The organism is Flavobacterium sp. KACC 22763, from assembly GCF_028736155.1.
Taxonomy (GTDB): Bacteria; Bacteroidota; Bacteroidia; order Flavobacteriales; family Flavobacteriaceae; genus Flavobacterium.
Map to the genome: position 1 here is coordinate 5,043,764 of NZ_CP117879.1, position 19,460 is coordinate 5,063,223.

The window sequence follows — 19,460 nt, forward strand, 5'->3', positions numbered from 1 at the left end:
TAATAGAAATGTCTATAAGTAAAAAATATAGCTATCCGCCAAAACTTTCTATTTTTAGATTTTTTGTTGATGCCGAGGGAGTTCGAAGAAATCCGATACCCTATCATGAAAAATATTTTGAACGTTTTGGAGACTCTTTTTCTATACGAATTGGAAAGTCACGGCACATTATTTTATCAAGAGATAATGATGTTGCTCAATATATACTTCAAAAAAATCAGAAGAATTACTATAAGTCTAAATTCCAGTCCGTTTATCTTTCTAAATATTTAGGAAAAGGTCTTTTAACGGTTGATGGTGAATTTTGGCTCAAACAAAGAAGACTTATTCAACCTGCTTTTCATAAGCAAAAAATGAATCAGCTGGTTGAAAACATGAAACTAACTATTGTTTCTGAGCTAAAAGAAATTGTTGTTAATAAGAAAGTTGATCTTTTTCCGATGATGAGTGAAGTGGCATTTAATGTTGTAGCTAAATCATTATTTCAATTTTCTATTGAAGAAGAAAAACTTAACCGAATAAAATATATTATTGAAGCGGTTCAGAATTTTCTAATTAAAGAAATTAGATTGCCCCATAAAGCATGGTGGTTTTCGATTAGCGGTCAGGTAAAAAATCACCTTCAATTAGCGAAGGAAAATGATGCAATCATTAGAAGTATTATAGAAGAGAGAGTTGCTTCTCAAAATGAAGTGAATGATTTACTGAACATGCTGTTGGAAACTCGTTATGAAGATACGGGCGAAGGTATGTCTGTTGAGCAGTTAATAGATGAAATAAAAATTCTCTTTATAGCTGGCCATGAAACAACGGCTAATGCTTTGACTTTTACACTGCAATTACTCGGAAGTCATTTAGATGTACAGCAAAAAGTATTTGAAGAAATTCGTAAAGTTGAATCAGAAAGCGATGATGTTGTAGAACAGCTTCAGAAAATGACATATATAAATGCGGTTTTGAATGAATCAATGCGTTTATATCCGCCTGCTTGGATTACAGACCGACAAAATGTTGAAGATGATGCTTTAGGAAAATTTAATATCAAAAAAGATACACTTATTGGTGTTTCCTTTTATGAGTTACATCGAAATCCGAAATATTGGGATAATCCGAATCAATTCAATCCAGATCGTTTTTTAGGGGAAGAGAAAAAACATTCTATGCAATATTTTTATCCCTTTGGAGCAGGACCAAGAATGTGTATTGGTGCTGGTTTTGCTATTTATGAAATGTGTTTAGCAATTTCCCATATTATTAAAAAATATAAAGTTGTTTCAGTAAGAAATACAGTCAATTTTAATCCTTTGATTACCTTAAAACCTGTTGATGTTGAAGTTGTTTTTTCTGAAAGATGATGATTAATTCTAAAGAAAAATATTCGAAGTTTATAAAAGAAGAGGCCAAAAGACTTGGTTTTCTCTCTTGCGGTATTTCTAAAGCTGGCTTTTTAGAAGATGAAGCGCCGCGACTTGAAAATTGGTTAAAGAATAATCGGAATGGTCAGATGACTTACATGGAAAACCATTTTGATAAACGTTTGGATCCTACTTTATTGGTTGACGATGGCAAAAGTGTTGTATCACTTTTGCTGAATTATTATCCAGATTCAACACAAAACAGTGAAAGTTATAAAATCTCTAAGTACGCTTACGGACAAGATTATCATTTTGTAATTAAAGACAAGCTAAAAGAACTTCTTCATTCTATTCAAGAAAATATAGGTGAAGTTTCTGGCCGTGCTTTTGTCGATTCAGCACCTGTTTTAGATAAGGCTTGGGCAGCGAAAAGTGGTTTGGGCTGGATAGGAAAGAATAGTAATTTGATTACTCAAAGAGTTGGCTCTTTTTATTTCATTGCCGAACTCATAATTGATTTAGAACTAGAATATGATCATGCTGTTACAGATCATTGTGGTTCTTGTACCGCCTGTATTGATGCTTGTCCCACACAAGCAATTGTAGCTCCCTACATTGTTGATGGAAGTAAATGCATTTCTTATTACACCATCGAATTAAAAGAAAATCTTCCCGAAGAAATGAAAGGAAAATTTGATGAATGGATGTTTGGCTGTGATACCTGCCAAGATGTTTGTCCATGGAATCGATTTTCAAAACCTCATTCAGAACCTTTGTTTAATCCGAATCCAGATTTGCTTTCTTTTACTAAAAAAGACTGGTTAGAGATTACAGAGGAAACTTTCCGAACAGTCTTTAAAAATTCCCCTATCAAAAGGACCAAATTTGATGGTTTAAAACGTAATATCAAATTTTTGCAATAGTATGTGCTATTTGATGTTTTGTTATGTTGTTGATTTTCAGTGTTTTTGTTGAAAACGAACTTTGTTTTTCGTCTTTTTGTTTCTTACGTTTAATTACTTATTTGCCAATAAATTCTGTAAGAATTTTGAATTATCGCAATTATTTAAGAAAATTCAGTCCTTTCATTGTCAAATATTTAGAGAATTTTAATTTTCACACTGTGAACAATTGTTAAAAACTGTTGTTTGACGAGTTTATGTGCACTTTGTCGGAATAATAAGGTTCGATTTGATTCCGCGATATACTTTCGCACTTTCCAAATCTACTTAATTTAAAACCAGAGAGACTTTTTTAGTCTTTTTAATACAATGTCATGGTCTACATAATGTCCTTTTTTTGTGTAAGTCTTATAGAAACTTTTTCAAGTTTTTTAAAATCCAATTTATTTTTTTTCACGTATCTCACCTGTATCTTAAAAACAATCATCTGTTTTTTAGTATCCGAAATTTCTGTTCCACAAACTCAAGTTGTCTATGCGTAACTCTACTTTTTGTAAGTCTGGATTTTCCAGGCTAATTTTTCTTATTGTTTTTTTATTACTAACGGTACACAGTGCTTCAGCTCAATTTTATACTAAGCATTACATTGCACCAGCTCCTTGGCAATATTTTAGTAATGCAAATGAAATTATAATTGCGACTAATTCAACTACTGCTGTAACTTTTACTATAACAAAAAGTGATGGTAGCACCGTGGCTTTCACAAAACCGGATGGTACAGCGACAGGTGCTCTAACTACTGTAAAGGGAGCGCCAGCGGTTTACCGATTTGTGGGAAATCCTAATAGTGCTCCTTTAGGTTACAATGTGGCAGGAACAGTCTATAATGATAGAGGGATAATAGTTACCAGTACAGGAGGAGCAGTTTCTGTAAATTTAAGAAATGTTGCGTCTGATGCTTTAGGAAATGGTGGAGATAACTATATAAAAGGGAATGCTTCATTGACTAGCTTTGGAGATGCAGGTATTGGTGTGGAATTTCGAGTTGGGTATTATCGTAATATGGGAACATCTGATAGAGAGCGACCTTTTTACAGCGTAATGGCAATTGGTAATAATACACAAGTAAAAGTAAATGGAAGTGTCGTAACAACATTAGGAGCCGGACAAAGTTATTTGTTTAATGCAGCGATTGGTTCTTTGGTTGAATCATCGGGACCAATTGTAATGAATACAGGAGTGCGAATAGATACTCCAGAGGCTTGCGGGGACGGGACGTTTGATCAATTGCCACCAGTATCGGTTTTAGGAAAAGAATATTTTCTTGAAAGAGGTAAAGGTAATGATACTGCAGAACAAACAACTGTTGTAGCAACCAAAGATGGAACAACAATAACAATAAATACTTATAATGCTACTACTGGTAATGAAGTAGGTTCGCCTGTAACAGTATCACGAAATGCTGGGGAGTATTATACTTTTAAAAATGGTGTTTCTGGCACACAATTTACATCATCAAGAATTTCGGCGACCAATAATGTTGCGGTTTATTCTGGTACAGCCGACGGTTGCGAAGTTGATGTTTCAACAATTGCACCTGTATCGGCTTGCGGTGGGTCGGTCTTTGTTGAAACTTCGACTTTTAAAGGATATAATAACGCTTCACTAGATTATTTTGGTTATGTATTATTACAAAGCAAAACAGCTGCTGTTTTTATAAATTCGGCTAATTTAGAGACAACTACAGGAACCAGTCGACGTCAATTAGGTAGCACAGGCTGGTACATAATAGATTTTAATAGAACACAAATAGGAAATCCAAATACAATTTCTCTTAGTAGTTCTGCAAAACTTACCGTCTCTATAGCGCAGCAAGGAGATGGATATTCTATGGCTGCATTTTTTTCAAATTTTGCACAACAGCCGTCAGCGCCAAAAGAAACTTATATCGGGACAGCGGGTTGTCTAAAACAATCGGCAAAACTAACCACAGATCCTGGATTTTCACCGTATGAGTGGCGTTATAATGGAACAGTTATCCCAGGAGAAACTTCAAATACTATAACAGTTACCAAGACTGGCTCATACACCGTAACATCAACTTTATCTTGTGGAATTAGTTCACAATCGACACCTATTAACGTTACGCTTTGTAGTGATGTTGCTGTAGAAAATACAGTTAATGTTTCTAGTCAATGCGTGGGATCAAATGTTGTTTTCACATTAACGGCTAAAAATTTAGGCCCTTCCAATGCGGAAGGTGTTTCGGTAACAGACAAACTTCCATCAGGATATACATATGTTTCTTCGGTACCCTCAACAGGAACTTCTTACGACAGCTCTACAGGGATATGGACGATTTCTAGTTTAGATAGTGGCGCGAGTACAGCATTAACAATAACTGCTACCGTTAAAGATACAGGGACTTATTCTAATACCGCGACTATTACATCATCTAATGTGGATGATCCTAGTGGCAATAATACTGCTACAGCTTCAACAACACCAAATGCTTTACCAGTTGCAGCTACCCTTGCTACTAATACTCCTGTTTGTTCAGGATCTAATGCTATTTTTACAATATCAGGGACATCGGGAAATACTGTTACTTATACTGGAGCGGCTTCTGGAACGGCAACAATAGGATCTGATGGAAAAGCAACCGTTACAGTACCAAATGTAACTGCAAATAGCACTTTAAATTTAACTAATGTAAGTAATGGAATTTGTAGTCGAACATTAACAGTTAGTGCTACGGTAACAGTCAATTCTTTGCCGACAACGCCAACAATTTCTGCAGCAGCGACAGGTACAACATTCTGTTCAGGCGGTAGTGTTGTACTAACATCATCTGCGGGATCTGGAAACCAGTGGTATAAAGATGGAGTTGCGATTCCAAGTGCAACAAATAAAACTTATAGTGCGACAGCGAGCGGTTCATATACAGTTACAACTAATAACGGAACCTGTACAAGTGCAGCATCTACAGGTACAGTAGTAACAGTAAATTCATTACCAGTTGCTTTATCTTTAACAGGAAGTACAATTTGTGTTTCGCCAGGAGGAAACGGAACAATTTCTTCTTCAACTTCGGCTAGCGGGGTCAATTACCAATTATATGATTCAAGTAATACAGCGATTCAATCTGTAAAATCAGGAAATGGATCTGCATTAGAATGGAGCAATCTTTCCTCTGCAAATGGATATTATGTTATTGCTACTAATGCATCGAACTGTACTTCAAAAAGTAATGTAGTTAATATAACAACTAATCCTAATCCAACGATTTCGATTGGAGGGACATTAACGGCTTGTTTAACAACTACTTTAACCACAACAACAAATGCAAATTCACCAACTTATGTTTGGTATAAAAATAATGTTTTAATTTCTGGGGAAACTTCTTCTTCACTGGTTGTAAATTCTGATGGAGATTATAAAGTGAAAGTTAGAAACACAGTAACAGGTTGCGAGCAAACATCGGCTGTATCAACAGTTAAGGTTAGTGATACAGAAAAACCAGTAAAACCAACATTAGCAGATATTACAGGGCAATGCTCTGTAACTGTAACAGCTCCAACAACCACAGACAACTGTACTGGAACAGTGACTGGAACAACGACAGACCCACTGACATATAATGCTCAGGGAACTTACACTATTAACTGGAGTTTTAACGATGGAAACGGAAACGTAGAAACCGCGACTCAGAAAGTGATCATTAAAGACACCCAAAAACCTGCAAAACCTGTTTTGGCAGATATTACGGGAGAATGTTCTGCAACGGCAACAGCTCCTACAACGACTGATAATTGCAAAGGGACAGTTACGGGAACAACGTCAGATCCATTGACATACAATGCTCAGGGAACTTATACCATTAACTGGACTTTTAATGATGGGAATGGAAATGTAGAAACTGCGGCTCAGAAAGTAATCATTAAAGACATCCAAAAACCTGTAAAGCCTGTTTTGGCAGATATTACAGGAGAATGTTCTGCAACAGTGACTGCTCCTACAACAACTGATAACTGTAAAGGAACGGTTACCGGAACAACGACAGACCCACTGACATATAATGCTCAGGGAACTTACACTATTAACTGGAGTTTTAACGATGGAAACGGAAATGTAGAAACAGCGACTCAGAAAGTGATCATTAAAGACACCCAAAAACCTGCAAAACCTGTTTTGGCAGATATTACGGGAGAATGTTCTGCAACGGCAACAGCTCCTACAACGACTGATAATTGTGCAGGTACAGTAACAGGAACAACGACAGATCCGCTTACATACAATGCTCAGGGAACTTATACCATTAATTGGACTTTTAATGATGGGAATGGAAATGTAGAAACCGCAACTCAAAAAGTAATCGTTAAAGACACCCAGAAACCTGCAAAACCTGTTTTGGCTGATATTACGGGAGAATGTTCTGCAACAGTGACTGCTCCGACAACGACTGATAATTGCAAAGGGACAGTTACGGGAACAACGACAGATCCATTGACATACAATGCTCAGGGAACTTATACCATTAATTGGACTTTTAATGATGGGAATGGAAATTTAGAAACTGCGACTCAAAAAGTAATTATTAAAGATACTCAGAAACCTGCAAAACCTGTTTTGGCAGATATTACGGGAGAATGCTCTGCAACGGCAACAGCCCCTACGACGACTGATAATTGCAAAGGGACAGTTACGGGAACAACGTCAGATCCATTGACATACAATGCTCAGGGAACTTATACCATTAACTGGACTTTTAATGATGGGAATGGAAATGTAGAAACTGCGACTCAAAAAGTAATTATTAAAGATACTCAGAAACCTGCAAAACCTGTTTTGGCAGATATTACAGGAGAATGTTCTGCAACAGCAACAGCTCCGACAACAACAGACAGCTGTGCAGGAACAGTAACAGGAACAACGACAGATCCGCTGACATATAACGCTCAGGGTATTTATACGATTAACTGGAGTTTTAATGATGGGAATGGAAATACAGAAACAGCCGTTCAGAAAGTAATCATTAAAGATACGCAGAAACCTGTACAGCCAACATTAGCGGATGTTACAGGAGAATGTTCTGCAACAGCAACAGCACCAACAACAACTGATAATTGTGCAGGTACAGTTACAGGAACAACAGCAGATCCATTGACATACAATGCTCAGGGAACTTATACCATTAACTGGACTTTTAATGATGGGAATGGAAATGTAGAAACTGTCGCTCAGAAAGTAATCATTAAAGATACGCAGAAACCTGTACAGCCAACATTAGCGGATGTTACAGGAGAATGTTCTGCAACAGCAACAGCACCAACAACAACTGATAATTGTGCAGGTACAGTTACGGGAACAACGACAGATCCGCTTACTTATAACGCTCAGGGTACTTATACGATTAACTGGAGTTTTAATGACGGTAATGGAAACATAGAAACTGCAATTCAGAACGTAATCATTAAAGATACTCAAAAGCCATCAATCACTTGCCCATCGGTAGTTTCAGTTTCGGCAGATGCGAATTCCTGCAGTGCGACCGGAGTTGCTTTAGGTACTCCAACGGTATCAGACAATTGTACGGGAACGGTAACAGTAACGAATGATGCACCGTCAAGTTTTCCAATAGGAAATACAACTGTAACTTGGAGAGCAAAAGATGCAGCAGGAAATACAGAGACTTGCACGCAAATCGTTAAAGTAATAGGCGAAATAATATCAAATGATGATAGTATTTCTTCATCAAATGGAGTAGCTGGAGGAGTAGTTATTACTAATGTTTTTGATAATGATGTTTTAAATTGTAATAAAGTAAATATAGCACAGGTTGATGTCGTAGTGAATGGTACTGTACCTTCTGTGTTAACTTTCAACACTGCAAATGGTGCCGTTTCAGTTAAACCAAACACGCCAACAGGCACTTATACTTTTGATTATTCAATTTGTGAAATTGCTAACAGTGGAAACTGTGATTCAGCTACTGTAACAATTAAAATAGAAAATGGTTTAGTTGCCGTAAAAGATGATTTCGGAACAAAATCTTCAGGATCAACATCGGCAACTATAGGAAATGTAAAAACAAACGACACTTTAGACGGAGTATTTGTTACGTCTGGCAATACAGTCGTTACAGCAGATTCATCAGGGCCATTAAGCGTTGATGCAAACGGAGACGTTACTCTAGCGGCAAACACGCCAAGCGGAACTTACAGCATTACTTATGAAATCTGCGAGAAAGGCGCAAATCCTGCAAACTGCAAAACAACAACAGCAGAAGTTAAGGTTGTAAATGATTTAATTGCAGTTAAAGATGATTTCGGAACAAAATCTTCAGGATCAACCGCAGCAATTGTTGGAAATGTAAAATCAAATGATACTTTAGACGGGGCATTTGTTACGTCTGGCAATACAGTCGTTACGGCTGATTCATCAGGGCCATTGAGCGTTGATGCAAACGGAGACGTTACTCTAGCGGCAAACACGCCAAGCGGAACTTACAGTATTACTTACGAGATCTGTGAGAAAGATGCCAATCCATCAAACTGTAAAACAGCTACAGCAGAAATTAAAATTGTAAATACAATAGATGCAGTACTAGATACTATCACTCCGATTAATGGAAACATTGGTGGAACAACGATATCTCTAGTAGAAAACGATACACTAAATGGTAATAAAGTAGTAGTTGGGACTAGTTCAGGAGAAGTTGCAATAAATATTGTTGGCACTTTGCCATCAGGATTGACATTAAATGCAAGTGGGACTATTACTGTTGCACCAAACACTCCAAAAGGGAATTATAATATAGAGTATAGAATTTGCGAAATAGGAGCAGTTCCTGCTAACTGCGATTCTGTAACTATTACCGTACCGGTAACAGCCGGAAACCTTGTGGCAAATGCAGATGAAATTCCATCAGTTTTAGGATCGAATGTTCCTCAGACATTAGGCAAAAATGTTTTTGATAATGACACTAAAAATGGTCAGCCATTAAATCCGTCAGATGTTACGCTGAAAACTACAGTGGCAGATCCAAAAGGATATTTGACTGTAGACACAGATGGAAACATTGTTTTAGGAGCAAATCCGCCAGCAGGAAATTATGAATTGACTTATGAAATCTGCGAGAAATTGAATCTGGACAATTGCAGTTCAAACACTGTGAAAGTTACAGTTGGTACGCCAATAATCGATGCGGTTGCAGATACGGTAAGTGCAATAAATGGAAACATCGGAGGAAAAACAATTTCATTAATTGCAAATGACAAATTAAACGGAAGCCCAATCACAGTTGGAACAGCAGCAGGAGAAGTTAAGTTTGAAATTAGCGGAACGCTTCCAACAGGATTGACGCTGAATTCAGATTATACAATAACAGTTGCACCAAATACGCCAAAAGGAAACTACAATATAGAATATAAAATCTGTGAAAACACAAATCCAACAAACTGCGATTCAGTAACTATTACCGTACCAGTAACAGCAGGAAACCTTGTGGCAAATGCAGATGAAATCCCTTCAGTTTTAGGATCAAATGTTCCTCAGACATTAGGCAAAAATGTTTTTGATAATGACACTAAAAATGGTCAGCCATTAAATCCGTCTGATGTTACGCTGAAAACTACAGTGGCAGATCCAAAAGGATATTTAACTGTAGACACAGATGGAAACATTGTTTTAGGAGCAAACCCGCCAGCGGGAGATTATGAATTGACTTATGAAATCTGCGAGAAATTGAATCTTGATAACTGCAGTGCAAATACGGTAAAAGTAACAGTCGCAACACCAGTAATCGATGCAGTTGCAGATGTAATTTCTTCAATAAACGGAAATATTGGAGGAACAACAATTTCATTAATTGCAAATGATAAATTAAACGGAAATGCAATTGTGGTTGGAACAGGAGCTGGAGAAGTTAAGTTTGAAATTATTGGAACGCTTCCGTCAGGATTAACTTTAAATTCAGATTACGCCATTACAGTTGCGCCAAATACACCTGCAGGAGATTATAATGTAGAATATAAAATCTGTGAAAATACAAATCCAACAAATTGTGATTCGGTAATTACAGTGGTGAAAGTTACAGGAGGAAATCTTGTAGCAAACGAAGATCTTGTGCCATCAGCAGTTGGGGTAAATATTCCGCAAAAAGTGATCAATGTTTTTGAGAATGATACTAAAAACGGAAACCCATTAGTGCCATCAGATGTTGACCTGAAAGTAACTCAAGCAGATCCAAAAGGGTATTTGACTATAGATGCAGACGGAAATGTTGTATTAGTACCTAATGCACCTGCAGGAGAATATGAATTAACGTACACAATTTGCGAGAAATTAAATCCAAATAACTGTGATTCAAATATTGTAAAAGTAACTGTTGCTGAACCAAAAATGAATGTAACGGCAAGCAGTTATTGCTCAAACAATGTTCCTTATGTTAATTATACGGTTACGCCAGAAAATTTCACAGCACATAATTTATTAACTGTTAGATGGATTGACAGCAACAACAATGTTGTAGCAACTCAGACCAATCTTCCATTAAGTGGAAATATTTTATGGCCAGGGGCAGAGGTTGACAGTAACGGAAACGGAACAGATTGGCCAGGATGGATTTTAAATAACGGAATATGGTCAGAAGGAGCAGACGGATTTGAAGCTACTAGAAATGGAGTGAAAATGGAGTTTTCATTAAATCCAACCGTTACAGTTTCTGTTGCTTATCCGCCAGCGACGCCAGATTGTAATGCACGTCCGACATTTAGCATAAAAGCAAATAATGACGAGGCAGGACCAGTAAATGCAAAGAAAGGGGTAAATGCTAACGTTAATATTTTTGAAAATGATTTATTAAATGGAGCAAAAATAAAAGCTTCAGATGTTGTCTTATCAGTTCCAGTTGTACATCCAAATATTTCATTGAATGCAGACGGTTCAATCAACATTGCTGCAAATACGCCAGATGGAATTTACGAATTGACTTATCAGATTTGTGAAGCTACAAATGCATCAAATTGTAGTCAAGCAGTAATTAAGATTACAGTTGACAATGTTGTAGATCCAACTCCACCAACAGAAAATAAAATTACTCTGAACAGCGATAATGATATTAGTGCTGACGGTATTAATGGTTCATTAGAATTTGTAAATGTTTTAGATAATGATTTGATAAACGGACAGCCAATAAATCCTGCAGATGTTATAATTAAACCTGTAACAGAAAGTCCATATTTTGAGTGGAATGCTGACGGAACGGTAAATATTAAGCCAAACACACCAGGTGGAAATTATCCGTTGACTTATCAGGTTTGCGAAAAAGCTAATGGAATAAATTGCTCAACAGCGGTATTAAATGTTTTTGTTGAAGTGCCAGCTATTTCGGTTATCAAAACAGCAGTTTTCAATGACGAAAATAAGAGCGGTTTTGCAAATGCAGGAGAGACCATTACATACAAGTTTACAGTAACCAATACAGGAAATGTGCCTCTTGTTGGAATCACAATAAACGATCCACTGCCAGGAGTAGTAGTTTCAGGTCAAGCTATTAATTTGGGTGTAAACGAATCTAACGAAACTAATTTCACGGCGGTTTACAAAATCACTCAAGAAGATATTAATCGAGGCAGTGTGAGTAATCAGGCAACTGTGAAAGGAAGTAGTGTAAGAGGAGTTGTTGTCGAAGATCAGTCAGATGATGCAAGCAATAGCGGAGACAGTCCAACAGTCTTAGACTTAAACGGATGTTCTATTAAAGTAATGAATGCTTTCTCTCCTAACGGAGACAACAAGAATGCAAGATTCTACATCAGAGGAATAGAATGTTATCCTGATAATACGGTTGAAATCTATAACCGTTGGGGAGTTTTGGTTTTCAACATAGAGCAGTATAATAATAATGATCGAGTGTTTGTTGGATATTCTAACGGACGTTCTACAATCAAACAAACAGACGGTCTTCCAGTTGGAACGTATTTCTATGTCTTAAAATACAAAGACAGCACTCAGAAGTCTCATCAAGAATCTGGTTACTTATACCTTAATAAATAAAATGGAATACGGCTTAGTTAACCCTAAGCCGTTCTAAAACTTAATAAATGAAAAAGTTAATTTTAGTTTTTATGTTTTTTTCGATTGTGTCACATGCGCAGCAAGATGCACAATACACACAATACATGTACAACACAATCGAAGTCAATCCAGCGTATGCAGGTTCAAGAGGAGCTTTAAGCGTTTTTGGTTTATATCGTACACAATGGATTGGACTTGACGGAGCGCCAGAAACGAGCACATTTTCGGTTAATACACCTTTAAAAAATAGTGATTTAGGGCTTGGAGTTTCTTTGGTAAATGATAAAATAGGGCCAACGGTAGAAAATACTTTATCTGCAGATTTGTCTTATACAATTCCGACATCAGAATCATGGAATTTATCTTTTGGTATAAAAGGAACAGCCAATCTTTTCAATATCGATATTAATAAATTGAGTTATGAAGATCAGGACGATCCGCAATTTCAGAATCTGAAAAATAAATTTTCGCCAAATGTCGGAGCAGGAATTTATTATCATTCAGATAGAGCTTACATCGGATTATCGGTTCCTAATTTTATAGAAACAAATCGTTATGATTCAGATGATGTGGCTATTTTCAAAGAGAAAATCAATTATTATTTAATAGCAGGTTATGTATTTAATCTGGACCGTTTAGAATACATAAAATTCAAACCAGCATTAATGACAAAAATGGTCGAAGGAGCACCATTGCAAGTTGATGTTTCAGGAAATTTCATGTTCAATGATAAATTCGTTTTAGGACTTGCTTATCGTTGGAGTGCATCTGTAAGTGCAATGGCAGGATTTCAAGTGACAAAAGGAATGTACGTAGGTTATGGTTACGATCATGAAACGACGCAATTAAGAAAATACAATTCTGGATCTCACGAGATTTTCTTAAGATTCGAATTCTTTAATAATTACAATAAAATGATATCCCCAAGATTCTTTTAATACAACCTATGAAAGCTATAAAATTAATTTTGATCTTTTTACTGTCTAGTTTTATTTCAAATGTGAATGCGCAAAATCCATTCACAAATATGAACATAAAATATGCAGATAAAAAATATGAAGAGTACGCTTACGCGGATGCAATAAAAGTTTACGAGACTTTGGTAAGTGACCAGACTACCAACCAAGGAATAATTCAGCGTTTGGCAAATTCATATTATTTTAATGGAGAATTAAAAAGCGCATTAAAATGGTACGAACAATTATTCGTAATAAACGAAAACCAAGATGCCGAATATTTGTATCGATACGCCCAATCATTAAAATCAGTAGGAGATTATCGCAAGTCTGATGAGATTTTACAGAAATTCAACCAAAAGGCAACGGCAGAAAAAAGAGCTGACTTAATCAGAAGTGAGAAAAATTATTTAGAAGAAATAAAAGAAAACTCAGGTAGATTTCAAATTGCAGATGCTGGTGTCAATTCTAGATATTCAGATTACGGAAGTGTGGTTTACAATAACAAAATTGTTTTTACTTCTGCACGCGATACAGGCGGAGTTGTGAAAGCCAATTTTCAATGGACAAACCGATCGTTTTCTAGATTGTATACAGCCGATTTGATGCCAGATGGAAGTGTTGGAAAACCTGAACTTTTAGTAAAAAGAAAAAAAGACAATTTTAATGAGTCAAGTCCGATTTTTACTAAAGATGGACGAACAATGTATTTTACCCGAAATAATTTTACTGATGGTAAACGAAGAAGTAACGACAAAAACGTAACGCTTCTTAAGTTATACAAAGCAGAGCTTATCGATAACGCATGGCAAAATGTAAAGGAACTTCCTTTTAACAGCGACCAATACAGTACAGCACATCCCGCATTGAGTGTGGACGAAAAAACATTGTATTTTGCATCAGATATGCCAGGAACGTTGGGTCAGTCTGATATCTATAAAGTAGCAATCAATCAAGATGGAACTTTCGGAACGCCAGAAAATCTAGGGCCAGCAATTAATACTGAAGCAAGAGAAACTTTTCCTTTTATTTCTGGAGACAACGAATTGTATTTTGCATCAGACGGACGTCCAGGTTTAGGCGGTCTGGATATTTTTGCTTCAAGAATAAAAGCAAACGAAACTTACGATGACGTTTTAAATGTTGGCGAACCTGTAAATAGCAAACAAGACGATTTTGCTTTTAGTATTGACAGTAAAAGTAGAAGCGGTTATTTTTCTTCAAACAGAGAAAACGGACTTGGTTTGGATGACATTTACAGATTTACAGAAACAAGAAGATTAATCTGCGAGCAAAACTTATCAGGAACAGTTACTGATGCAGAAACAAATGAGATATTGGCAAATACTTCTCTAACTTTGTTTAATGAAAAATTCGATCCAGTTGGAACAATCACTACAGACGAAAAAGGAAACTACATTTTTCCTGATTTAAGATGTGGCAAAAAATATACTATTAGAACAGCTAAAAACGATTACAATGCCAAAGAAGTTGCGGTAACAATCCTAAGAGAAAAAGGAGAAACGACTCAAATGATTGCATTAAATAAAGTTTTTAAACCTCTTGTCGCAAAAACTGTAGCGATCAAAAAAACGACAATCAGTCCAGTAAAAGTGGGATCTATAAGAGTAGGGGTAGATATAGCAAAACTGTTAAATCTGCCTATGAATTTCTTTGATTTGGGTAAAGCAACAATCAAGAAAACTTCAGAACCACAATTAATGAAAGTGGTTAATCTTTTAAATGAATATCCAGCCATGAAACTCGATATTCGTTCGCATACTGACAGCCGTTCTTCTTCAGAAAGCAATCAGATTCTTTCAGAAAAAAGAGCACAGTCAACCAAAAACTGGCTAATTCAAAAAGGAATTAGCGAAGACAGACTAACTGCAAAAGGTTATGGAGAAACGCAATTGGTAAACAAATGTGCCGATGGAGTAAAATGTACAGAAAAACAGCACATGCAAAATAGACGAAGCGAGTTTATTATTATTGCGATGTAAAAATCATTTCTTTATAAATTACAAAACCCCTTTTCTAAATTTAGAAAAGGGGTTTTTTGGTTATAAATAATCCCTACGGGATAATATCTGGGTGGAATGAATAATTTTTTCTACCGATATTTAGCTCCTATCGGAGCTTTTATGCAATTGAGATTTAATTTTAAAAAGCTCCGTTAGAGTTTACATATCGCGGTAGAAACTAATACAGTTTTTATCAATTGTATTTAATTAAAAAGCAACTCCGTTAGGAGTTACATATTGGTAGAACTAATGGAGTTTTTTATCAATTATATTTTAATTAAAAAGCAACTCCGTTAGGAGTTACATATCGGTAGAATGCAAATGATTATCCGTGTTCATTATGTCCCGTAGGGACATTTGATTGGTTGTTAAAAATCAATTAATAAGTATGTAATTTATATTTTATTGTCTGTGCATCAGAACGTTAAAAAATCTAAATTTCCTCAAAAAACGATTCCAAACAAATTCATTTTTTACACTATAATTTTGAAAATCTAAATTTTGATGTATTATGTTTAAAATGAATTGGTTATGATTTTAAAAAATCGATTTCGTTGCAAATTGTGTTTGTTTTTGTTTTAACTTTATAATCCTAAAAATTTTTCATTATGACTGTAGATCAAATACTTAAAGCAAAAGGAAGAAATGTTTATTCTATTTTCTCCAATTTAACGGTTTATGATGCGTTAAAAGTGATGGGAGAAAAAAACATTGGGGCAATTTTAGTTATGGATGATAATATTCTAAAAGGAATATTATCTGAAAGAGATTACGCCCGAAAAATTGTACTGAAAGATAAATCTTCTAAAGAAACTTTTGTTCATGAGATTATGGAAAGTCATGTTTATACAGTAAAACTTTCAGATAATCTTGAAGATTGTATGGAACTTATGAGCGAAAAAAGAATAAGACACTTGCCTGTTTTAGAAGAGGGAAATGTGGTTGGAGTCATTTCAATTAGCGATGTAGTGAAGGCAATTATAGAAATTCAGAAAGACACAATCAACCATTTGAATTCTTATATTTCTCAATAAAGCACACCTAAAAACGATAAAAATTCAAACGAGTCCAATTTCTATTGGACTTTTTCTATTTATTCGAATAAATTTTAGGAAAAGAAAACGCTAAAAAGACGCCATTTTAAAACAAGACTTATATCTTTGTAAGCTAGAATAAAAGCTAAAAACAATGAACAAAGAGAGTAAAAGAAGAGAAGCGTTACTGTATCACGCAGAACCAACTCCAGGAAAAATTCAGGTAGTTCCAACAAAAAAATATGCAACCCAGAGAGATTTATCATTGGCCTATTCGCCAGGAGTTGCAGAACCATGTTTAGAAATCGCAGCAAACAAAGAAGACGTTTATAAATATACAGCAAAAGGAAATTTAGTAGCCGTAATTTCAAACGGTACGGCTGTTTTAGGACTTGGAAATATTGGTCCAGAAGCAGGAAAACCTGTAATGGAAGGAAAAGGTTTATTGTTTAAAATTTTCTCAGACATTGATGTTTTTGATATCGAAATTGATACAGAAAATGTTGAAGAATTTATTCAAACTGTAAAAAATATTGCTCCAACTTTTGGAGGAATCAATCTTGAAGATATCAAAGCTCCAGAATCTTTTGAAATCGAAAGAAGATTAATCGAGGAATTGGATATTCCAGTAATGCACGACGACCAGCACGGAACAGCAATTATCTCTTCTGCAGCTTTAATCAATGCACTTGAATTGGCAGGTAAAAAAGCAGAAGACGTAAAAGTAGTAGTTTCTGGAGCAGGATCTGCTGCAATTGCTTGTACAGATTTATATGTTTCACTTGGAGTAAAAGTGAAGAACATTTTAATGTATAACAGTAAGGGACTTTTAACAAAAGACAACCCAGCTTTATCAGATTTACAATTAAAGTACGCTATTGATGGTGCTAAAATTCCTTTAGAAGAAGCCGTAAAAGGTGCTGATGTTTTCATTGGATTATCTTCAGGAGATATTTTGTCTCCAGAAATGTTATTGACAATGGCTAATAATCCGATTGTTTTTGCAATGGCAAATCCAAATCCGGAAATCGATTATAATTTGGCTGTAGAAACTCGTAAAGATGTTATTATGGCTACGGGACGTTCAGATTTTCCTAATCAGGTAAATAACGTTTTAGGTTTTCCTTATATTTTTAGAGGAGCGCTAGACGTAAGAGCGACAAAAATTAACGAAGAAATGAAAATGGCGGCTGTAAAAGCTTTAGCTATTTTGGCAAAAGAACCAGTTCCAGAACAAGTTAACGTAGCCTACGGTGCAACAAAACTTGGTTTTGGCCAAGAATATATCATTCCTAAACCTTTCGATCCTAGATTAATTACTGTTGTAGCGCCTGCAGTAGCAAGAGCAGCAATGGAATCTGGAGTAGCAAAAAATCCTATTACAGACTGGGCAGCTTATGAAGATCATCTTCGTGAGCGTATGGGGAATGATAACAAAATGGTGCGTTTGATTACAAACCGTGCAAAATTAGATCCGAAGAAAATTGTTTTTGCAGAAGCAGATCAATTAAACGTTCTAAAAGCAGCTCAAATTGTTTACGAAGACGGAATCGGATTCCCAATTTTATTAGGAAACAAAGAAGTGATTTTAGAATTGAAACAAGAATTAGGTTTCGATGCTGATCTTGAAATCATTGATCCTAAAACAGATGAAGAAGCTGAAAGACGTAACAGATTTGCAAAATCATTTTGGGAAGCAAGAGGAAGAAGAGGAGTTTCTAAATTGGATGCAGAAAAATTCATGCGCGAAAGAAACTATTTTGCAGCAATGATGGTTAATGAAGGTGAGGCTGATGCAGTGGTTACAGGACATTCTAGAAGTTATCCTTCTGTTGTAAAACCAATGATGCAGTTAATTCCAAAAGCACAAAATGCTTCGCTTATTGCAACCGCAAACATGATGCTTACATCTCGTGGTCCAATGTTTTTATCGGATACTGCAATAAACATTAATCCATCTGCACAAGATTTGATTAATATTGCCATTATGACTGCAAAAACAGCAAGAATGTTCGGGATAGAGCCAGTTATAGCGATGGTTTCGTTCTCAAACTTTGGTTCTTCAACAAGCGAGAGCGCATCAAAAGTTAGAGAAGCTGTAGCTTACTTACATAAAAACCACCCAGAATTAATTGTTGATGGTGAAATTCAAGCAGATTTTGCTTTAAATCCAGAAATGCTTCAAGAGAAATTTCCATTCTCTAAATTAGCAGGAAAAAAAGTAAATACATTGGTTTTCCCTAATTTAGAATCAGCGAATATCACGTATAAATTATTAAAAGAATTGTACAAAGTGAACTCAATTGGGCCTATCATGATGGGTATGGGCAAGCCTGTTCACATTTTCCAATTAGGTGCCAGCGTTGAAGAAATGGTTAATATGGCCGCAATCGCTGTTATTGATGCACAGGAAAAAGAAAGCAAAAAGAATAAAATAGCACAATAAACGTTCTTACAAAGGATTGAACAAATTTGTCGTAGTTTTATGGCATTTTTGTTATATTTGATACTAATAAACTATATTTATGATAGCACAGTTGCAGGGGAGATTAGTAGAAAAGAATCCTACAGAGGTTGTAATTGATTGTGGTGGAGTTGGTTATCAGGTGAATATATCACTTCATACCTTCTCTTTAATTTCAAATTCTGAAAATATAAAATTGTATACGCATCTTCAAATTAAAGAAGATGCGCATACTTTATATGGTTTTGTTGAAAAATCAGAACGCGAAATTTTTAGAATGTTGATTTCTGTTTCAGGAATCGGAGCAGGAATCGCAAGAACAATGCTTTCGTCAATAGAACCAAAGCAAATTATAAATGCCATTGCATCTGGAGATGTGGGTATAATCCAGTCGATAAAAGGGATTGGAAACAAAACAGCACAAAGAGTTATACTGGATTTAAAGGAAAAAGTTGTTAAATTGTATAATATTGATGAAGTTTTTGCTGTTCAAAACAATAGAAACCGAGATGAAGCGTTATCTGCTCTAGAAGTTCTAGGTTTTGTGCGAAAAGCTTCTGAAAAAGTAGTAGACAAAATCGTAAAAGAAGATCCAGAAGCTACTGCTGAAACAATTATCAAAAAGGCTTTAAAAAGCTTATAATT

The 19,460-nt window shown here is 35.6% G+C and carries 8 protein-coding genes; all 8 read left to right on the top strand.

The window, feature by feature from the left end:
- The first annotated feature begins 8 nt into the window (after window positions 1–8).
- The 8 genes from PQ463_RS21220 (at window position 9) to ruvA (ending at window position 19,458) form a co-directional block, all read left to right on the top strand.
- Window positions 9–1,355, top strand: a complete 1,347-nt coding sequence (locus PQ463_RS21220) for a cytochrome P450 (protein ID WP_274255369.1) — start codon at window positions 9–11, stop codon at window positions 1,353–1,355.
- Window positions 1,355–2,278, top strand: a complete 924-nt coding sequence (gene queG, locus PQ463_RS21225) for a tRNA epoxyqueuosine(34) reductase QueG (RefSeq protein ID WP_274257987.1) — start codon at window positions 1,355–1,357, stop codon at window positions 2,276–2,278. The genes PQ463_RS21220 and queG overlap by 1 nt, the downstream gene beginning before the upstream one ends.
- Window positions 2,279–2,791: 513 nt before the next feature.
- On the top strand, window positions 2,792–12,316 hold the full coding sequence (locus PQ463_RS21230; protein ID WP_274255370.1) for a T9SS type B sorting domain-containing protein: 9,525 nt from the start codon (window positions 2,792–2,794) through the stop codon (window positions 12,314–12,316).
- A gap of 47 nt (window positions 12,317–12,363) precedes the next feature.
- Window positions 12,364–13,275, top strand: coding sequence for a PorP/SprF family type IX secretion system membrane protein (locus tag PQ463_RS21235; protein ID WP_274255371.1), 912 nt, complete (start codon window positions 12,364–12,366; stop codon window positions 13,273–13,275).
- An 8-nt stretch (window positions 13,276–13,283) separates the two neighbouring features.
- Window positions 13,284–15,296 carry an OmpA family protein gene (locus PQ463_RS21240; protein WP_274255372.1) on the top strand — a complete coding sequence of 671 codons (2,013 nt, stop codon included), beginning with the start codon at window positions 13,284–13,286 and terminating at the stop codon, window positions 15,294–15,296.
- A gap of 629 nt (window positions 15,297–15,925) precedes the next feature.
- Window positions 15,926–16,351 carry a CBS domain-containing protein gene (locus PQ463_RS21245; protein ID WP_274255373.1) on the top strand — a complete coding sequence of 142 codons (426 nt, stop codon included), beginning with the start codon at window positions 15,926–15,928 and terminating at the stop codon, window positions 16,349–16,351.
- A 154-nt stretch (window positions 16,352–16,505) separates the two neighbouring features.
- Window positions 16,506–18,797 carry an NADP-dependent malic enzyme gene (locus tag PQ463_RS21250; protein ID WP_274255374.1) on the top strand — a complete coding sequence of 764 codons (2,292 nt, stop codon included), beginning with the start codon at window positions 16,506–16,508 and terminating at the stop codon, window positions 18,795–18,797.
- A 79-nt stretch (window positions 18,798–18,876) separates the two neighbouring features.
- A complete protein-coding gene (ruvA, locus tag PQ463_RS21255) occupies window positions 18,877–19,458 on the top strand; it encodes a Holliday junction branch migration protein RuvA (protein WP_274255375.1) in 582 nt (193 codons plus the stop codon).
- Window positions 19,459–19,460: the final 2 nt, after the last annotated feature.

Excerpts from the sequence above, each read along its gene's own strand:
- PQ463_RS21245 (WP_274255373.1), top strand. The coding sequence starts at position 15,926 with ATGACTGTAGATCAAATACTTAAAGCAAAAGGAAGAAATGTTTATTCT.
- PQ463_RS21235 (WP_274255371.1), top strand. The coding sequence starts at position 12,364 with ATGAAAAAGTTAATTTTAGTTTTTATGTTTTTTTCGATTGTGTCACAT.
- queG (WP_274257987.1), top strand. The coding sequence starts at position 1,355 with ATGATTAATTCTAAAGAAAAATATTCGAAGTTTATAAAAGAAGAGGCC.
- PQ463_RS21240 (WP_274255372.1), top strand. The coding sequence starts at position 13,284 with ATGAAAGCTATAAAATTAATTTTGATCTTTTTACTGTCTAGTTTTATT.
- PQ463_RS21250 (WP_274255374.1), top strand. The coding sequence starts at position 16,506 with ATGAACAAAGAGAGTAAAAGAAGAGAAGCGTTACTGTATCACGCAGAA.
- PQ463_RS21220 (WP_274255369.1), top strand. The coding sequence starts at position 9 with ATGTCTATAAGTAAAAAATATAGCTATCCGCCAAAACTTTCTATTTTT.
- PQ463_RS21230 (WP_274255370.1), top strand. The coding sequence starts at position 2,792 with ATGCGTAACTCTACTTTTTGTAAGTCTGGATTTTCCAGGCTAATTTTT.
- ruvA (WP_274255375.1), top strand. The coding sequence starts at position 18,877 with ATGATAGCACAGTTGCAGGGGAGATTAGTAGAAAAGAATCCTACAGAG.